The 16,697-nt window shown below is 64.1% G+C and carries 14 protein-coding genes and 1 riboswitch; of the genes, 6 read left to right on the top strand and 8 right to left on the bottom strand.

What is annotated here, in order from left to right:
• Positions 1-17 precede the first annotated feature (17 nt).
• From BN69_RS12225 to BN69_RS12210, 4 genes are all read right to left on the bottom strand, one after another.
• Entirely contained in the window at positions 18-614 is a 597-nt protein-coding gene (locus BN69_RS12225) for an ABC-type transport auxiliary lipoprotein family protein (RefSeq protein WP_041926962.1), read from the bottom strand.
• Positions 615-710: 96 nt separating this feature from the next.
• Complete coding sequence (locus tag BN69_RS12220; protein WP_014891927.1) at positions 711-1,613, bottom strand: MlaD family protein; 903 nt, start codon at positions 1,611-1,613, stop codon at positions 711-713.
• On the bottom strand, positions 1,586-2,443 hold the full coding sequence (locus BN69_RS12215) for an ABC transporter ATP-binding protein (protein WP_014891926.1): 858 nt from the start codon (positions 2,441-2,443) through the stop codon (positions 1,586-1,588). Before BN69_RS12215 ends, BN69_RS12220 begins: the two co-directional genes overlap by 28 nt.
• Positions 2,444-2,450: 7 nt before the next feature.
• Entirely contained in the window at positions 2,451-3,599 is a 1,149-nt protein-coding gene (locus tag BN69_RS12210) for an ABC transporter permease (protein ID WP_014891925.1), read from the bottom strand.
• A gap of 216 nt (positions 3,600-3,815) precedes the next feature.
• Here BN69_RS12210 and dgcA point away from each other — a divergent pair, with 216 nt between their 5' ends.
• The 6 genes from dgcA to BN69_RS12180 all read left to right on the top strand — a co-directional run bounded on the left by dgcA (position 3,816) and on the right by BN69_RS12180 (position 12,840).
• A complete protein-coding gene (gene dgcA, locus BN69_RS12205; protein ID WP_014891924.1) occupies positions 3,816-4,799 on the top strand; it encodes an N-acetyl-D-Glu racemase DgcA in 984 nt (327 codons plus the stop codon).
• A gap of 55 nt (positions 4,800-4,854) precedes the next feature.
• A riboswitch (Fluoride riboswitch) is annotated at positions 4,855-4,916 on the top strand.
• Positions 4,917-5,055: 139 nt separating this feature from the next.
• On the top strand, positions 5,056-6,618 hold the full coding sequence (locus BN69_RS12200; protein WP_014891923.1) for an efflux transporter outer membrane subunit: 1,563 nt from the start codon (positions 5,056-5,058) through the stop codon (positions 6,616-6,618).
• 39 nt (positions 6,619-6,657) lie between these two features.
• On the top strand, positions 6,658-7,848 hold the full coding sequence (locus BN69_RS12195) for an HlyD family efflux transporter periplasmic adaptor subunit (RefSeq protein WP_014891922.1): 1,191 nt from the start codon (positions 6,658-6,660) through the stop codon (positions 7,846-7,848).
• Positions 7,849-7,968: 120 nt separating this feature from the next.
• Complete coding sequence (locus BN69_RS12190) at positions 7,969-10,530, top strand: plasma-membrane proton-efflux P-type ATPase (protein WP_014891921.1); 2,562 nt, start codon at positions 7,969-7,971, stop codon at positions 10,528-10,530.
• Between the two features lie 31 nt (positions 10,531-10,561).
• Entirely contained in the window at positions 10,562-11,416 is an 855-nt protein-coding gene (locus BN69_RS12185; RefSeq protein ID WP_014891920.1) for a polyphosphate kinase 2 family protein, read from the top strand.
• Positions 11,413-12,840: an MFS transporter gene (locus BN69_RS12180; RefSeq protein ID WP_014891919.1), complete on the top strand. Its 1,428-nt coding sequence runs from the start codon at positions 11,413-11,415 to the stop codon at positions 12,838-12,840. The genes BN69_RS12185 and BN69_RS12180 overlap by 4 nt, the downstream gene beginning before the upstream one ends.
• Positions 12,841-13,034: 194 nt before the next feature.
• Here the strand turns inward: BN69_RS12180 and BN69_RS12175 are convergent, their stop codons facing one another.
• From BN69_RS12175 to BN69_RS12160, 4 genes are all read right to left on the bottom strand, one after another.
• Positions 13,035-13,415 carry a cytochrome C oxidase subunit IV family protein gene (locus BN69_RS12175; protein ID WP_014891918.1) on the bottom strand — a complete coding sequence of 127 codons (381 nt, stop codon included), beginning with the start codon at positions 13,413-13,415 and terminating at the stop codon, positions 13,035-13,037.
• 20 nt (positions 13,416-13,435) lie between these two features.
• Positions 13,436-14,095, bottom strand: a complete 660-nt coding sequence (locus tag BN69_RS12170) for a heme-copper oxidase subunit III family protein (RefSeq protein ID WP_244435092.1) — start codon at positions 14,093-14,095, stop codon at positions 13,436-13,438.
• Positions 14,096-14,176: 81 nt separating this feature from the next.
• Positions 14,177-14,887, bottom strand: a complete 711-nt coding sequence (locus tag BN69_RS12165; RefSeq protein ID WP_014891916.1) for a cytochrome c oxidase subunit 3 — start codon at positions 14,885-14,887, stop codon at positions 14,177-14,179.
• Positions 14,884-16,650 carry a cytochrome c oxidase subunit I gene (locus tag BN69_RS12160; protein ID WP_014891915.1) on the bottom strand — a complete coding sequence of 589 codons (1,767 nt, stop codon included), beginning with the start codon at positions 16,648-16,650 and terminating at the stop codon, positions 14,884-14,886. Before BN69_RS12160 ends, BN69_RS12165 begins: the two co-directional genes overlap by 4 nt.
• Between the last annotated feature and the right edge of the window lie 47 nt (positions 16,651-16,697).

The raw sequence follows: 16,697 nt of genomic DNA, 5'->3' as shown, positions 1-16,697 counted from the left end.
TGCGCCCGCCGGCGTCGCTACAGCCGGGCGCGCGTCCATTGGCCAATGCGCAGCGCGACATGCGCCGCCGCCTCGCCGAGCGCCCGCACGGCTGGCGAGCCGGTGTGTTCCGGGGCCGGCGTCTCCTCGACAAAGATCCGCGCCGCCTTCGCCCGGCCGCCGGCCGAATCGACGAGCTGGACGGAAATTTCAATGACCGCGAGATTGCGGGCGACGTCGATCTCGAAGCGTCGCACATCCGTCTGCAGCGTTGTTTGCCCGCCAAAGTTGGCAGAGGCTGAAAGACCGCACTGCTGCAACGCTTCGATCAAGCGGCGCTGCAAGAGACGCGGCATCGGATCCGACCACTGGACGCCGGGAAGAACGGCCACGCTGTCATCGCCGGCGCGAACCACGACGCGATCTGAGGAGGTCGGCGCGAGCGCCGCGGGTTCGGGCACGAAGACCGCGGGGCCGCCGCGCAAGGCGACGCTTCGCAAAACGCCGGTCTCGGTCGTCAGATCGAACGTCTCGCGGGGCGCTTGGGCGCAGGCGGTCATGAGAAACGCAAGCGAGGCGATCGCCGTGGCCTGCGCGACCTTTCGTTGCGTCGCAGCGGACGCCTTCCGTTTCATGCCGACCCGTCGCCCCATTTCGCCCGCGCGCCCCGTCGGGCGCGTCGTTCTTCTAAACGATCCGCGCATCGGCTCAAAGCCACGCCTTGGATTGATTTAGCGGCCTTGATACTCCGGCACGGACTGGGACGGCCCGAAGATGAATTGTGACGGGTTCTTCTCGACCGAACGCAGCGTGCGATCGAATGAGTCGACCGCCTTGCGCCCATCCACTGCAAGCTGTTCATATTCGCGCAGCCCCGTCGCGGCGAAACGATTGATGCGTTCCGAAGCCCCCGCGATATTGCCGGTGATCGCCTTGATCTGCTTGGGGTCGATCGCCTTGATCGTCTTCTCGCCGGCCGCGAGCAGCTGATCAAGCCGCGCCGCAGCCGGTTTCATCGATCGCGCGATATCGGACGCGTCGCGGATGAAGCTCGTGATCGAAGCGGAGTTGTCGGCGAGAGTCTTGCTGACGGTTTCAGCGTTTTTGAGCGTCGCGGTGATGGCCGGACCATTATCGTCAATGAGCTTGTCGAGTTTCGTAAGGAGTTCGGCGGCCTTCGTCGACAGGCTCTGAACGTTGACCAGCAAATTTTGGATTTCGGAGCGCTCAGCCTGAATTTGGGGATATTTCTGGCCGACTTGCGCCGTCAGAGCCGGCGCGCCAGGCGTGCCGCCGACGAGCAGGACGTCGGAAACGCCCGTAAAGCCCCGCGTCTCGAGGCGCGCGCGCGTGTCCGTCTTGACCGGCGTTCTGCTGTCGATCCTGACGAGCACGTCGACCTTGCTCGGATCCTGTTCGGAAATGCCGAGATGCGTGACCTCGCCGACTTTCACGCCGTTGAACAGCACCGAGGAGCCGCGGGTCAGTCCTGAAACCGCGGTGAAGACAATCTGGAACGTTTCCTGCCGGCCGAGCTGGCTCGGTCCCGAAAACCAGTAGACGAAGAGGAAGGCGGCGAAGGCGACCGCCAGCGTGAAAGCGCCGATCAGGGCGTAGTTGGCGCGGGTTTCCATTGTTCGTCCTTCTGCTCAACGCGCGCCGCAGTCAGTCTGCCGCCGCGCACGCCGTGGAAATAGGCTTTCAGCCACGGGTGGTCGGACGCCAGCAAGGTTTCCAGCGGCCCTGCGGCGATGACCCGACCTTCAGCGAGCGCGGCCACCCTGTCGCAGATAGAGTACAGGCTGTCGAGATCGTGCGTCACCATAAACACGGTCAGCCCGAGGGTCTGCTGCAATGTGCCGATCAGCGCGTCAAACTCGGCGGCCCCGATAGGATCGAGTCCCGATGTCGGCTCGTCCAGGAACACGAGCTCGGGATCAAGCGCCAAGGCGCGCGCCAGGGCCGCGCGCTTCACCATGCCGCCAGACAATTCTGACGGAAATTTGTCGGCGGCGTCGGGACTAAGGCCAACAAGCTCGAGCTTCAGCATGGCCAGCTCGTCCATCAGTCGCTGAGAGAGGTCGCGCATTTCGCGCATCGGCATCTGAATGTTCTGCTTCACCGTGAGGCCCGAAAACAGCGCGCCGTTCTGAAACAGCACGCCCCAACGCTGTTCCAGCGCACGCCGCTCGAGCGGCGCGAGCGCGTCGCGATCCTGCCCAAAAACCCGAATGGCTCCGCCTCGCGTCGGCACGAGTCCGAGAATCGCGCGGGTCAGCACCGATTTTCCCTGCCCAGATCCTCCGACGAAGCCGAGCACCTCGCCGCGGTAAACGTCGAGGCTGAGCCCTTTCATGATGGTTTTGTCGCCAAAGCCGACGACGAGGTCGCGCACGCTGATGATGACATCGCGGTTGAGGCGCTGTTGAGCGACGTCGTTGGCTTGAGTCGAGGAACTGGTCATCGCGCGCTCAATAGTCGATCGCCGCAAAAAACACGGCGAACAACCCATCCATCACAATGACCATAAAGATCGATTTCACCACCGAGGAGGTGACCTGACGGCCAAGCGATTCGGCGGAGCCCTGCGTCGCGAGTCCGTCCATCGAGGCGATGAGGCCAATCACCAGCGCCATGAAGGGCGCCTTGATGATGCCGACAAGAAAAGTATGCAGCGCAATCGCCTCTTTGAGCAATGACGCGAACGCCACCGGGCTGATCCCCCCGTACCACCAGGACACGACCATCCCGCCAAAGAGCGCCGCTATGTCGGCGATGAAGGTCAAAATCGGCAGAGAGATCACGAGACCGAGCACGCGCGGCGCGATCAGCACCTCGATCGGTGAAAGTCCCATCACCAGCAGCGCATCGATCTCCTCGCGCATTTTCATCGAGCCGAGTTCGGCGGTGATCGCCGAGCCTGAGCGGCCGGCGATCATGATCGAGGTCAGCAGCACGCCGAGTTCGCGCAAGACAAGAATGCCAATCAGGCTGACCGAGTAGCTGGACGCGCCGAACTTGAGCAATTGAAATATGCCCTGTTGCGCGACGATCCCGCCGACCAGCACGTTGATCAGCACGATGATGGGGACGCTGCGAAAGCCGACCAGCTCGATTTGCGCGACGAGCGACGTGAGCCTGAACCGCCGCGGGTTGGCGGCCACATACATCATCGAGGAGACGAATTCGCCGAGAAAGCCGACGCCGCGGTAAAATTCGCGAAGCGCATCCACGATCGATTCGCCGAAGTCCGCAAGCAGAACGAAGAAGACATTGAACCGCAGCCGCGAGGGCCCCGCGAAGGCGCGGTAATGCGTTTCTTCGAGCAGGGTCGAATATTCAGGGCGCACGTCTTCGAGCGTGACCGCGACGTCGCGGCGCGCCAGATCATGCCGCGCGCGGTTGATCAGCCAGGCGCCGGCCGTGTCGAGTCGCGAGACTTGCGAAAGATCGATCGCGACCTTGCGATCGAGGCGGGCCTCCTCGACAATTCGACTCCCCTCCTCCTCCAGGCGGCGCGAGGCGAAGAGCGTCCAGTCGCCCGAAAGCGCAAGGCGCACGCCCGCCGCCGAGGACTGGCGCGCGACTTTGGGCGGACGCTGCATCGCCGCGACGGTCATCGGGCTTCGCTCCGCGCTGGAGTCAGTGATCGGCTCATTGATGGCGTCATCCTATCCGACGATTGTGGCGCGCCGCTGACGCGGGCCGGCGCGCCGCCGCTTGTAAAGCCGCCTCTTGCAAAAACGTCATAACTTCGTGAATTGACGTCAGCAAGCGCATCAGCGCACATCGCAAGCGCCGAACACGGCCGCGCCTCGCGGGCGGCGGAGAGAGATTTGAAGCGAAAACTATCAGTCGCCATAGAGAGTTACCCGATCGCCGGCAGCTTCGTGATCTCGCGCGGGGCGAAGACCGAAGCCGTCGTCGTGACCGCGACCTTGGCGCAAGACGGCGGCGTCGGGCGGGGCGAATGCGTGCCCTACGCCCGTTACGGCGAAAGCGTGGAAAGCGTCGTCGCGACCATTGAAGGCGCGCGCGACGCCCTCGAAGGCGGCGCCGATCGCGCCGACTTGCAGCGCCTGCTGCCGGCGGGGGCGGCGCGCAATGCGCTCGACTGCGCGCTCTGGGACCTCGAGGCCAAGCTTTCGGGCGTTCCGGCCCATGTCTCGGCAGGTTTCGCGGCGCTCTCGCCGCTTGTGACGGCCTTCACGATCTCGCTCGGCGCGCCCGATCAGATGCGCGCCGCGGCGGAACGGGCGGCCGATCGCCCGCTCTTGAAAATCAAGCTCGCCGGAGAAGGCGACGCAGCGCGGCTCGCCGCGGTGCGCGCGGGCGCCCCCGAATCGGCCCTTATCGTCGACGCCAATGAATCATGGACGGCGGAAACCCTTCCCCGCCAGCTCGCCGCCTGCGCCGATCACGGCGTCTCGCTCGTTGAGCAGCCCCTGCAGGCGGGTGGGGACGCCATTCTCGCGACCATGCCCCGCCCCGTGCCGATCTGCGCCGACGAAAGCGTGCATGACCGCGCCTCGCTCGCGCCGCTCAAGGGCCGCTACGATGCGATCAACGTCAAGCTCGACAAGACCGGCGGCCTGACCGAAGCGCTGGCGCTGGCGCGCGCGGCGCAGGAGATGGGCTTTTCCATCATGGCGGGCTGCATGGTGGGCACGTCTCTCGCCATGGCGCCGGCCGTCCTCGTGGGGCAGATCGCCGCCTTCGTCGACCTCGACGGGCCTCTGCTTCTGGCCCGCGATCGCATCCCCGGGCTGTCCTATGAGGGATCGACTCTCATGCCGCCGGCGCCGGAGCTCTGGGGATAGCGCGCGCGGTCGCGATCTGGACTTATTGACCCGCGGCTAAGTCGTAAACTAAGTTTTAACGGATGGGGATGGGGTTCCCCCGATAACCGCCGAAAGGCTGATGACTCCTGCGAACTCGCCGCCGCCTTCTTAACATCGCCGGCGCAGGGTAGGAGTGTCTGTTGCATAGAGAGCCCGCACCCGTCGTGCGCCTTCCCGCCTGCGTCCTGGCCGCGGGAGCGTCGCCGCGTGTGGCGTCGCCGCTTGGGGCGTCGGCGTGATTCGGCGCGGGACGCGACGTCGACGGCTGTGCTGCGGGACCCCGATCGCGCTTTTTCTCGCCGGCTGCGCGCCCACAACGCCGGTGGAGCGCGCCCAATTTCTCGGCGCGCCGGCGATGGAGCGCACGCTGGCCGGATCCGGCTTGAAAGCCGCCGCCGGCGAAACGGCCTGGCCGCGCGATGAATGGTGGCGCGGGTTCCGCAGCGCGGAGCTTGACGGCGTCATCGACAAGGCGTTGCGCGACAATCAAAGCCTCAAGAAAGCGGAAGACGCTCTACGCGGCGCGGACGCCATCGTGCAGGTCGCCGGCGCGCGGCTTCTGCCCGAGGTCCAGGCGACCTTCGGCATGCGGCAGTCGCGCAACCCGCTGCACGGCGTCGTGGCCTCCTACAATCCAGCGCAGGGCGGATTGGAGAAGACCATGGCCTTCATCAATCCGCTTGCGCTGACCTGGGAGCTGGATTTCTGGCAGAAAAACCGGGCGCTGCTCGACTCGGCGATCGGCGAGTCGGCGGCGCAGGAGGCTGAATGGGCGCAGGCGCGCCTGCTGCTGACCGCCTCGGTCGCGCGCGCCTACCTGCGCGGCTACGCCGCGGCGCGCCAGCTCGAGGTCGCCAGAGCTTTGACGCGTCTGCGCCGCGACTTGGTTTCGCTGGCTGAAACCCGCTACCGCACCGGGCTAGACTCCTTGGACGGGGTGCAGATCGCCCGCGCCGACTTCGAAAACGCCGTTCGGCGCGAAGCGGCCGCACAGGCGCTCGTGACGCTGCAGAAGGACGCGCTCGCTCGGCTCATGGGCGAAGGCCCCGACGCCGCGCGCGACCTTTACGCCGGCCGAAGCGCGCCAGCGCCGGCGTCGCCGCCGCTGCCGCGCAGCCTGCCGATCGAACTGCTCGCGCACCGTCCGGATCTGGCCGCCGCGCTGCGCCGCGCCGAGGCGGCGGCGGCCCGGGTTCACGTCGCCAAAACGATGTTTCTTCCCTCGATCGATCTCGCGATCACCGGCGGCTTCGAAGGCTCGGTGACCTCGACGAAGATCAGCAAGCTCGCCGGCTATCTCTTCACGCCCTCGGCGATCGGCTACGCAGTCTCGCCCGGACTGCGCCTGCCCATTTTTCAGGGCGGCCGCCTGAGCGGAAATCTGGAGTTTCAGCGCGCCGATTATGATCAGGCGGTCGACTCGTATAATGAGACGCTGCTGCAAGCGGCGCAGCAGGTCGCCGACGCCATCGCCAATCTCAAGCGCGCGCGCGCCGAATATGAGGCGCAGAGCCGCTATCTGCGCGCGGCGCGCATGCAATATGACCTCGCGCAATCGCGGCTGCGCGACGGCATTAAAGATCGCCGCGAAACCGTCGCCGAGCGCGTCGACCTTCTTGAGTCCGGCTTCGCGCAGCGCGCGCTTGAAGGCGACAGACTGATCGCCGCCGTCGACTTGTTTCAGGCGCTGGGCGGCGGCTATGCCGATGGTCCGCCGCCGGCCGCGCCGAAGCCGGCGCCCGAAACCGACCCGTTGACGCCGGCCGTCGAGACGATCCAGTCGCTTGGCGGCGGCTGAACGCGTCACGCCTCCATCAGAAGAACGCGAACCCCATCGATGGCGCTATCCCGCAAAAGCATCCGCTCCCGCAGAGAGTTCCTGCTCAAGATCGTCATTGCGGCGGGTCTTGCCGGCGCGCTGATCGCGCTCTCGCGATGGTATTTTTACGACCGCGACTGGGTGACGACGGACAACGCCTTCATCACCGGCAACATCATTCCGGTTCAGGCGGACGCGACGGGAGTCGTGGCCGCCGTGCTCGCTGAAGAAACGCAGCTCGTCAAGAAGGGCGACGTGCTCGTTCGCCTCGACGGCCAACGCGCAAGAGCGGCGCTCGCGCAGGCGGAGGCCGAACTGGGCCGCGCGGTTCGCGCCGTCGGCGCGCTTTACGCGCAGCGCCGCCAGGTCTGCCAAAAGGTCATTTCCCGCGCCGCGCTTCGCGACAGGACGCGCCACGATCTCGCAAGATATCGCGAGGCGACGCTGAGCGGCGCCGCTTCGCGACAGGTGCTGCAGAACACCGAGGACCAGCTCGCCGCGCAGGAAGCCGATCTGCGCGAGGCGCAGGCGGAATATCAGTCGGTCGAGGCGCGCGTCGTCGGCGTGACGCGGATGAACCATCCCGACATCGAGGCCGCCAAGGCGCGATACAACGACGCTTACGTCGAATTCGTGCGCCAGAACATTCGGGCGCCGGCGACCGGCTATGTCGCCAAGCGCAGCGTTCAGGTCGGCAAGCGGGTGCGCCCCGGCGACGCCATCCTCAATATCGTGCCGCTCGACCATCTGTGGGTCGAAGCGAATCTCTGGGAAAACAGGATGGCCAAGGTTCGTCCCGGGCAGCCGGCGACGATCAAGGTCGATCTCTACGGATCGGAGCACATCTACCACGGAGAAGTGGCGGGGCTCGTTCCGGGCTCCGGCGCCGTTTTCGCGGCTCTGCCCCCCGATAACGCGACCGGCAACTTCATTCGAATCGTTCAGCGCATTCCGGTGCGCATCGCCTTGCGGGCGGACGAACTCGAGAAACAGCCCTTGCGTCCCGGCCTGTCGACGGTCGCCTCGATTAATGTGTCCGGCCCGCTGCAATCGCCGAATCACTCGATCGTCAAGACGACGACGAATGAATATCTGACCGACGTCTATGACAAGGATCTCGCAGATGCGAAGGCCCGCGCCGACAAGATCGTGAAGGACAACGCCATAGGCGCGTCGAACGACGGCGCCGCCTGCACCGCCGCCGAATAGGCTGTGCACGGTTAATTTCGACTCGCGCTCGCCTTTTTGAGCGTGTCTCTTGGCGAGACTCGGATCACGCCGTAAGATTCGGTTTCGGATATTTTTGATGATCTGATGGGGAGAGCAAGCATGCCGGACGTCAGCGCGAAATCGCCGGCGGGCCAATCTTCGCCAGCGCTTTCCCTAGATCCGGCGCAGATCAAAATCTCGCAGCGACTCGAGACGCTGAAGACGACCGAGAGCGGCCTCACCGCCGCCGAAGCGGCGCGACGGCTCGCGGAATACGGCCCGAACACGCTAGAGGACAAGACGGAAAGCAAGTGGCGCCGTCTCCTTAACTATTTCTGGGGGCCGCTGCCGTTTCTCATCGAAGCCGCCGCGGTCATTTCCGCCCTGCGGCGGGACTGGCCCGATTTCGGCGTCGTCGCCGGTCTTCTCCTCTATAACGCCGTGGTCGGATTCTGGCAGGACAACAAGGCGGCGAATGCGCTCGCGGCCCTGAAGAAAAACCTCGCGCCCCGCGCGCGCGTGCTGCGCGACGGCGCCTGGACCTCGATTCCCGCCGCTGAACTGACGCCGGGCGATATCGTCAGCGTCGCCGCGGGCCAAATCATCCCCGCCGATCTGCTGCTCATCGAAGGCGATTATTTGAGCTGCGATCAGGCGGCGCTCACCGGCGAATCGCTGCCCGTCTCAAAGAAAATTGGCGACGACGCCTATTCGGGCGCGATCGCCAAACAAGGCGCGATGACAGGCGTCGTTACGGCGACGGGCGAGCGCACCTTCTTCGGCCGCACCGCGAAGCTCGTCGGCGCCGCCGGCGCCGTTTCGCATTCGCAACGCGCAGTGACGGAGGTCGGCGACTTTCTCCTCGTGCTCGCATTTTTTCTGGCGCTGATCCTCGTCGGCGCGCAACTCTATCGGGAAGTCATCGCCACGGACGATTGGAGTTGGGATCGCGTCGGCTCCATCGCCCAATACGTGCTGGTGCTGCTGATCGCTTCGATTCCGGTCGCGCTGCCGGCGGTCATGTCGGTGACGATGGCGATCGGCGCCTATGCGCTCTCCTTGCAGAAAGCCATTGTTTCGCGCCTGAACGCGATCGAGGAGCTTGCCGGAGTCGACGTGCTGTGCAGCGACAAGACCGGCACGCTGACGATGAACAAGCTCACCGTGCAAAGCGCCCTTCCCTATGGGGCGTTCAAGAGCGACGACGTAATGCTCTTCGCCGCGCTGGCGACGGAAAAGAGCAGCGAAGACTCGATCGACCTCGCGGTGATGGCGGCGCTGCCGGCGCATGATGCGCTTGAAGGCTTCAAGCAGAAGGCTTTCACGCCATTCGATCCCGTCAGCAAACGCACAATCTCGACGGTCGCCGACGCTACTGGCGGCGTTCGCCATTACGCCAAAGGCGCGCCGCAGGCGATATCCGCGCTGGTGCGGCCCGACTCTCAGACGTTGCAGCGCTATCAAAACGACGTGGCGGCGCTCGCCGCCAAGGGCCAACGCGCACTGGGCGTCGCCATGTCGGAAGATGGCGCGCGGTGGCAGCTGGTCGGCCTGATCTCGCTCATGGACCCGCCGCGCGCTGACGCCAAGTCGACGATCGCGGAGGCCCGCAGGCTCGGGCTGCAAGTCAAGATGGTGACCGGCGATGACGTCGCCATCGGCGACGAGATCGCCGCGCAGCTCGGCATGGGTTCGCATCTTCTCGTCGCGAGCGACGTCTTCAAAGGCGACGTCAAGGCCAGCGCCCTGCCGCGCAGCGTCGTCGACGCGGTGGAGCGGGCCGACGGATTCGGCAGAGTGTTCCCGGAACACAAATATGAGATCGTCAAGGCGCTTCAGTCGGTCGGCCATATCGTCGCGATGACCGGCGACGGCGTGAATGACGCGCCGGCGCTCAAACAAGCCGACTGCGGCATCGCCGTCAGCGGCGCGACCGATGCGGCGCGGAGCGCCGCCGCGTTGATCCTCACGGCGCCGGGACTTTCGACCATCGTCAACGCGATCCGCGTATCGCGGCAGATTTTCCAGCGCATCGAAAGCTACATCTACTATCGGATCGCGATGACGCTCGACATCATGATCGTCGTCGTCGCGTCGATCGTGTTTTTCGATTTTCAACCGCTGACCGCCATCATGATCGTCGCGCTTGCGCTGCTCGACGACATCCCCATCATGACGATCGCCTATGACAATGTCCCCGTCGCGCCGCAGCCGGTGAGATGGGACATGCGGCGCATCTTCATTTTCGCATCGCTGATGGGTCTGATCGCGGTCGCCGAAACCTTCGGTTTTCTGCTGATCGGCATGCGCTGGACGCTCGACGATGCGCTGCAGACGATGATCCCGATCGATCCGGGCCAGCTTCAGACGCTGCTGTTTCTTCAGCTCGCCGTCGGCGGCCATCTGCTGCTCTTCAGCGTGCGCACCAAAAACGCGATTTTTGCGCCGCCCTATCCAAGCGCCAGACTGTTCTGGGCGATCGCCGCGACTCAGGTCGTCGCCGTGCTGCTTTGCCTTTACGGAGTCGGCGTCGACGCCGTTCCCGGCGCGGCGATCGTCGGCGTGTGGCTCTACTGCCTCCTTTGGGTGGTCGTGACCGAGATTGTGAAGATGATCTACTGGCGTCTGGCCGGCCGGCGCGACAAGAGCCTGACGGCCGGTCGCGTCGCCCTCGCCGGTTGACTGGAGCGACAGGTCGAAGGAGGCGGAGCACATGAATTTCGTCAAGAGGTTCCGCGTCGAGCCCGGCTCGGACGTCGATCTCGAATCGATCGATCCGGGTTTTCATGGCGACTATGCGAATGATGCCGAAGCGGCGCAGGCGTTGCAGCGCAATCTCGCGCGCATCACCGAGCTGCAGCGTAAACTCTACGCCGACCGCACGCATTCTCTGCTGATCGTTTTGCAAGGGATCGACAGCGCCGGCAAAGACGGCACCTGTTGGCACGTCATCAGCGCCATGGACCCGCAAGGCGTGCAAGTGACGGGGTTCAAGCAGCCGACTCCCGAGGAACAAGCGCACGACTTCCTGTGGCGCGTTCATCCGCATGCGCCGCAACGCGGCTACGTTTCGATCTTCAATCGCTCGCATTACGAAGACGTGCTCGTCGTGCGCGTGCATAAGCTCGCGCCAAAAGACGTGTGGAAGCCGCGCTACGACTTCATCAATGAATGGGAAAAGCTGCTGGCGGTAGAAAACAAGACGACCATTCTGAAGTTCTTTCTCTATATCTCAAAAGAAGAACAGCTCGAGCGCTTCAAGGCGCGGCTCGACGATCCGGCGCACCAGTGGAAGATCAGCGCCAGCGACTATTCCGAGCGGGAGAAATGGGACGATTACATCAAGGCGTTCGAGGCGGCCTTGTCGCGCTGCTCGACCGGCCATGCGCCCTGGTTCGTGATCCCGTCGAACCACAAATGGTTTCGCAATCTCGCGGTTTCCAGCATCATCGCCGATACGCTCGACGATCTCAATCTGAAGCTGCCCAAGCCCTCCGTCGACATCGAGCAGATTCGCAAGCTTTACGATCAAGCAAAGAGCGAAGAGGAAAGGAGCAAAGGCCGGTGACGGCGTCGCCGGTAAACGCCGCCTCGATTTTTTCCGCGCTCGACGAAGCGCCGATGACATGGCGTCATTACGCCTATTGGCTCGCGGCGAGCGGCGGCGCCCTTCTGGACGGCTTCTCCGTGTCAGGATTGGGCGTCGCGCTGCCGTTGCTCAAGCGCGACTTTCCGATCAGCCCGCTTTTCGTCGGCCTTATTGGATCGGCGCTGGTGCTCGGCGCGGTCGCGGGTTCGGCGCTCGGCGGAATCGGCGCGGATAGATTCGGCCGCAAGCGCGTCTTCATCGCCGACATGGCCATCATCGCGCTCGCCTGCTTCATCGGCGCGGCGGCGCCCAACGCCCGCTTGATCCTGCTCTCGCAGTTTCTTCTTGGCGTCGGCGTCGGCATCGATTTTCCGACGAGCGGCGCTTATGTGTCGGAGCTGATGCCGCGCGCGTCGCGCAACAGAATGACCGTGGCGACGATCTCCCTGCAGTCGGTCGGCATGGCGGCGGCGGCGCTCGCCGGCCTCGCGATATTGAAGCTGCGCCCCTCGACGGAAGACTGGCGGCTGCTGTTCGGCGCCGGCGGCGCCATCGCGCTGCTTTTTCTTGCCGCGCGCATATGGGCGCCGGAAAGCGCGCGCTGGCTGGTGGCGAAGGGGCGGATCGGCGAAGCGGCGGCGCTGCTCAAGAGATTGTCGACGGAGTTCGGCGAAAAGCCGATGGATCTTCGCGCGGAAGGCGTCGCTTTGGCGAACGCCAGACCGAACGCTACGCCGGTCAGGCAGGACGTCGGCTATTCGACGCTGTTCCGCCAAGCCTATCGCGCACGCACGATGCTCGTCTCCTTGCCATGGATGCTGATGGACGTCGCGACCTACGGCGTCGGCCTGTTCACCCCGGTCATTCTCGGCGCCATGCATCTTGGCGCCGCCGACGCCGGCTCGATCGCGGCCGACTTCGCCGATGCGGAAGGCAGCGCCATCGTCGACGCTTTTCTCATCATCGGCTTTGTGGCGAGCCTCTGGGCCGTTCCGCGCTTCGGGCGGATCACCATGCAGGTCGCGGGATTTAGCGGCATGGGGCTCGGCATGCTGCTGTTGCTCTTCGCGGCGATGTCGGACAATGGCGCGAATGCGCATCTCGCCTTCGTCATCGGCGGCTTCATGCTGTTCAATTTCGCGATGAACGCCGGACCCAACGCGACGACCTTCACCCTCGCGCCGACGCTTTTTCCAACGGCGATTCGCGCCTCGGCGAGCGGCTTCGCGGCGGCGAGCGCCAAGGTCGGCGCCACTTTCGGCACATTCGTGGTGCCGCAACTGCAGGCCGGCTGGGGACTGACGGGCGTCGTCGCGCTTATGGTCGCCGTTAGCGTCGCAGGGCTGATGACGACGGCCGGCCTGGCGCACGCGGTCAATGAAGAGGGCGTGCTCGAGGAATAGGAGTAGCAGAAGCCGCGCTACTGCAGATGGGCGACGAGCGTCCAGGCGCCGAGAAAAATGATCATGACGAGGCAGAGCGCCGAAAGCACGATGAGGATCGCCTTATTGGCGACGCGCTGATCGTCCCTTCGCATTCGCGATTTTCTCCGATGGCTATCTGCGCGACTCGTTCAGGCGGCGCGAGCGAACGCGCGTCACGCGCCGAAAAAGACCACGCGCAGATAATTGGTGTAGTCGCCTTCCCACGCCATCATCGCCATGAGCACCAGCACCGCCAGCGGCGGCAGCAGAATGGCGACGACCAGCGCCAGCCGCTCCCACGCCATGTGCATGAAGATGGCGACGATGAGCCCGGCCTTCAGCAGCATGAACAGGACGATCAGGAACCAGCGCAGATAGCCCTGAAAGTCGAAATAATCGACGAGATAGGAGCATGCGCTCAGAACGAAGAGCAGCCCCCACACCAGAAGATAGAGCTTGATAGGATGCTGCTGGCCATGCGCCTGCGCCGCTGGCTGGGCCGCTTGCGCGACAGGCGCATGTCCGTGACTCGAATTTTCCGTCGTCGCCGTCATCAGTTCCCCCGTCGGAGACGTCACCACAGATAGAAGAATGCGAAGATGAACACCCATACGAGATCCACGAAGTGCCAATATAGGCCCATGATCTCGACGATCTCGTATCGACCCTTGCGGCTCGTGAAAAAACCGCGTCGCCCCACGTCATAATCGCCCCGCCAGACGGCGCGCGCGATGATGAGCAGGAAGATCACGCCGATCGACACGTGGAATCCGTGGAAGCCAGTGATCATGAAGAAGCTGGAGCCGAACTGCGCCGCGCCGAAGGGATTGCCCCAGGGCCGCACGCCTTCGTGAATGAGCTTGGTCCATTCGAAGGCCTGCATGCCGACGAAGGCGGCGCCAAAGAACGCCGTCACCAGCATCAAAATCGCCGCCTTCCTGCGCTCGCGCGCATAGGCGAAGTTGACGGCCATCGCCATGGTGCCCGAGCTCGTGATGAGATCGAAGGTCATGATGGCGATCAGGATGAGCGGAATTTTTTTGCCGCCGATCTCCAGCGCGAAGATTTCGCTCGGGTGCGGCCATTCCACCGTCGTGGACATGCGCACCGTCATGTAGGAAATCAGAAAGCAGCTGAAGACAAAGGTGTCGCTGACGAGGAAGATCCACATCATCGCCTTGCCCCAGGACGCGCTCTTGAAAGAGCGCTGATCCGAGGACCAGTCCGAGACCATGCCGATCAGGCTGCTCCGCAGATTGGGCTCAGTCGTTACATGTTCAGTCGTGACAGGCTCCGCCGTCATAGCGCGTTCCCTTTACGAAAGCAGACGCCGGCAGATGGCGCCGAAACCATCGGCCCAGCCGATCAGCATGGCGAACATCAGCAACCAGACGAACAGCAGAAAATGCCAGTAGATGGCGCAGAGCTCGACGCGCGTCGTCAGCGCCTTGGTGACTTGCTCGGCGCCACGCACCTTGTCGGTGGTTCGCGCAAGCGCCACCAGACCGCCAATGAGATGCAGCGCGTGCACGCCCGTCAGCAGATAGAAGAAGGCGTTCGCGGCGTTGCTCGAGGCGAAGAAACGCAGCTCGAGAAGTTCGCGCCACGCCCAGATTTGACCGATCAGGAAAAGCGCCGCGGTTACGGCCCCGACAAGCAGCGCCGTCTTGACCCGCTCGGCGTCGGCGCGCCGGGCGGCGAAGACCGCGACCTGCAGGGCGACGCTGCTGGCGGCAAGAAGGAAAGTGTTGACCCAAAGAACGCGGGGGATCGGCGGCATCTGCCAGTCAGGCGCGTCGCCGCGCATGAAAAAAGCCGCGGCGAGCAGAGAAAATAGACAGCCTGCGACAGCGAGAAAGACCGCGAGCCCCACTCTCCCGGCCGTCGGCGGCTCGGCGCCGCCGGCGCGACGATAATGCGCAACCTCGCCTTCCTCGAGCCAAGGCGACTCCATCACCCCCTGGCGGACCAACCACATGACGGAGACGGTGGCGATAAAGATGAAGAAGAGCCCCATGACGCTCATGGCGAACGCTCTCCTCTGACCGGCGGCGCGTTCTGCGGCAGATAATCCTCCGGCGCGCCGGGCACGCTGTAGGCGTAAGGCCAGCGATAAACCACCGGAAGCTGCTTACCCCAATTGCCGTGTCCCGGCGGCGTCTCGGGAGTCTGCCATTCGAGCGAAGCGGCGCGCCAGGGATTGCCGCCGGCGGGGGCGCCGTATTTCAGGCTCTTGAACAGATTGTAAAAGAAGATCGACTGCGCGAAGCCGACCGCCAACGCGATGACCGTGATGAAAATGTTGAGCGTGGCGGCCGATGCGGGAACGAAGGCGGTTTCGCCCATCTCATAAAAGCGCCGCGGCATCCCGAGCACGCCCAGATAGTGCATCGGAAAGAATATCGCATAGGCGCCAAGGAAGGTGATCCAGAAATGAATCTTGCCGAGCCGCTCGTCCATCATGCGGCCGGTGATCTTCGGATACCAATGATAGATGGCGCCGAAGATGACGAGCACCGGCGCGATGCCCATCACCATGTGGAAATGCGCGACGACGAACAGCGTCGCCGACAAGGGCACGTCGACGATGACGTTGCCGAGATAGAGGCCGGTGATGCCGCCGTTGACGAAAGTGACGAGGAACCCCAGCGCGAACAGCATCGGCGTCGTGAAGTGGATGTCGGCGTGCCAAAGGGTCAGCACCCAATTATACACTTTCAGCGCGGTCGGCACGGCGATCGCGAGCGTCGTCACCGCGAAGAAGAACCCGAACCACGGGTCCATGCCGCTGATATACATATGGTGGCCCCAGACCACCATGCTGAGCACGCCGATGGCGATGATCGCCCAGACCATCATTCGGTAGCCGAAGATGTTCTTGCGCGCATGCACGCTGATCAGATCGGACACGACGCCGAAGGCCGGCAGCGCGACGATATAGACCTCCGGATGGCCGAAGAACCAGAACAGGTGCTGGAACAAGATCGGGCTGCCGCCGACATAGTCCTTGCGCTCGCCGAGTTCGACGAGCGACGGCATGAAGAAGCTCGTGCCCAGCGTGCGATCGAGGAGCAGCATGACGCAGGCGACGAAGAGGCCGGGGAAGGCGAGAAGCGCCATGACGGCGGCGGAGAAGATCCCCCAAACCGTCAGCGGCATGCGCATCAGCGTCATGCCTCGGGTGCGCCCTTGCAGCACCGTCACCACGTAATTCAGTCCGCCCATCGTGAAGCCGACGATGAACAGGATCAAAGAGACGAGCATCAGGATGATGCCGTATTCGTGGCCCGGCGTGCCTGTCAGAATCGATTGCGGCGGATAAAGGGTCCAGCCGGCGCCGGTCGGCCCGCCCGGGAAGAAATAGCTCGAGACGAGAACGAGGGTCGCGAGCAGATAGACCCAGTAGCTGAGCATGTTGACGTAAGGGAACACCATGTCCCTCGCGCCGACCATCAGCGGAATGAGATAATTGCCGAAGCCGCCGAGAAAGATGGCGGTGAGCATGTAGACGACCATGATCATGCCATGCATGGTCACGGACTGGTAATAGACATTGGCGTCAATGAAGGGGATCGCGCCCGGAAAGGCGAGCTGCAGGCGAATCACCCATGACAGCGCCAGGGCCAGAATGCCGACGGTGATGGCCGTGCCGGCGTATTGAATGGCGATGACCTTGGCGTCCTGGCTGAACACATATTTCGTGATCCAGCTGTGGGCGTGATAGAGTTCGACGTCCGGCACCTCCGCCGGCGGCGGCGCGACGTTCTGTGGTACGCTGGCGTCGGTCATGGAACGTTCCTCCCTTCGCCGCGATCGCGCTTCCGGCGATCGATCGA

It is taken from the genome of Methylocystis sp. SC2 (assembly GCF_000304315.1).
Lineage (GTDB): Bacteria > Pseudomonadota > Alphaproteobacteria > Rhizobiales > Beijerinckiaceae > Methylocystis.
The sequence above is the reverse complement of the archived record's forward strand: the minus strand, read 5'-3'. Positions and strand labels throughout refer to the sequence as shown.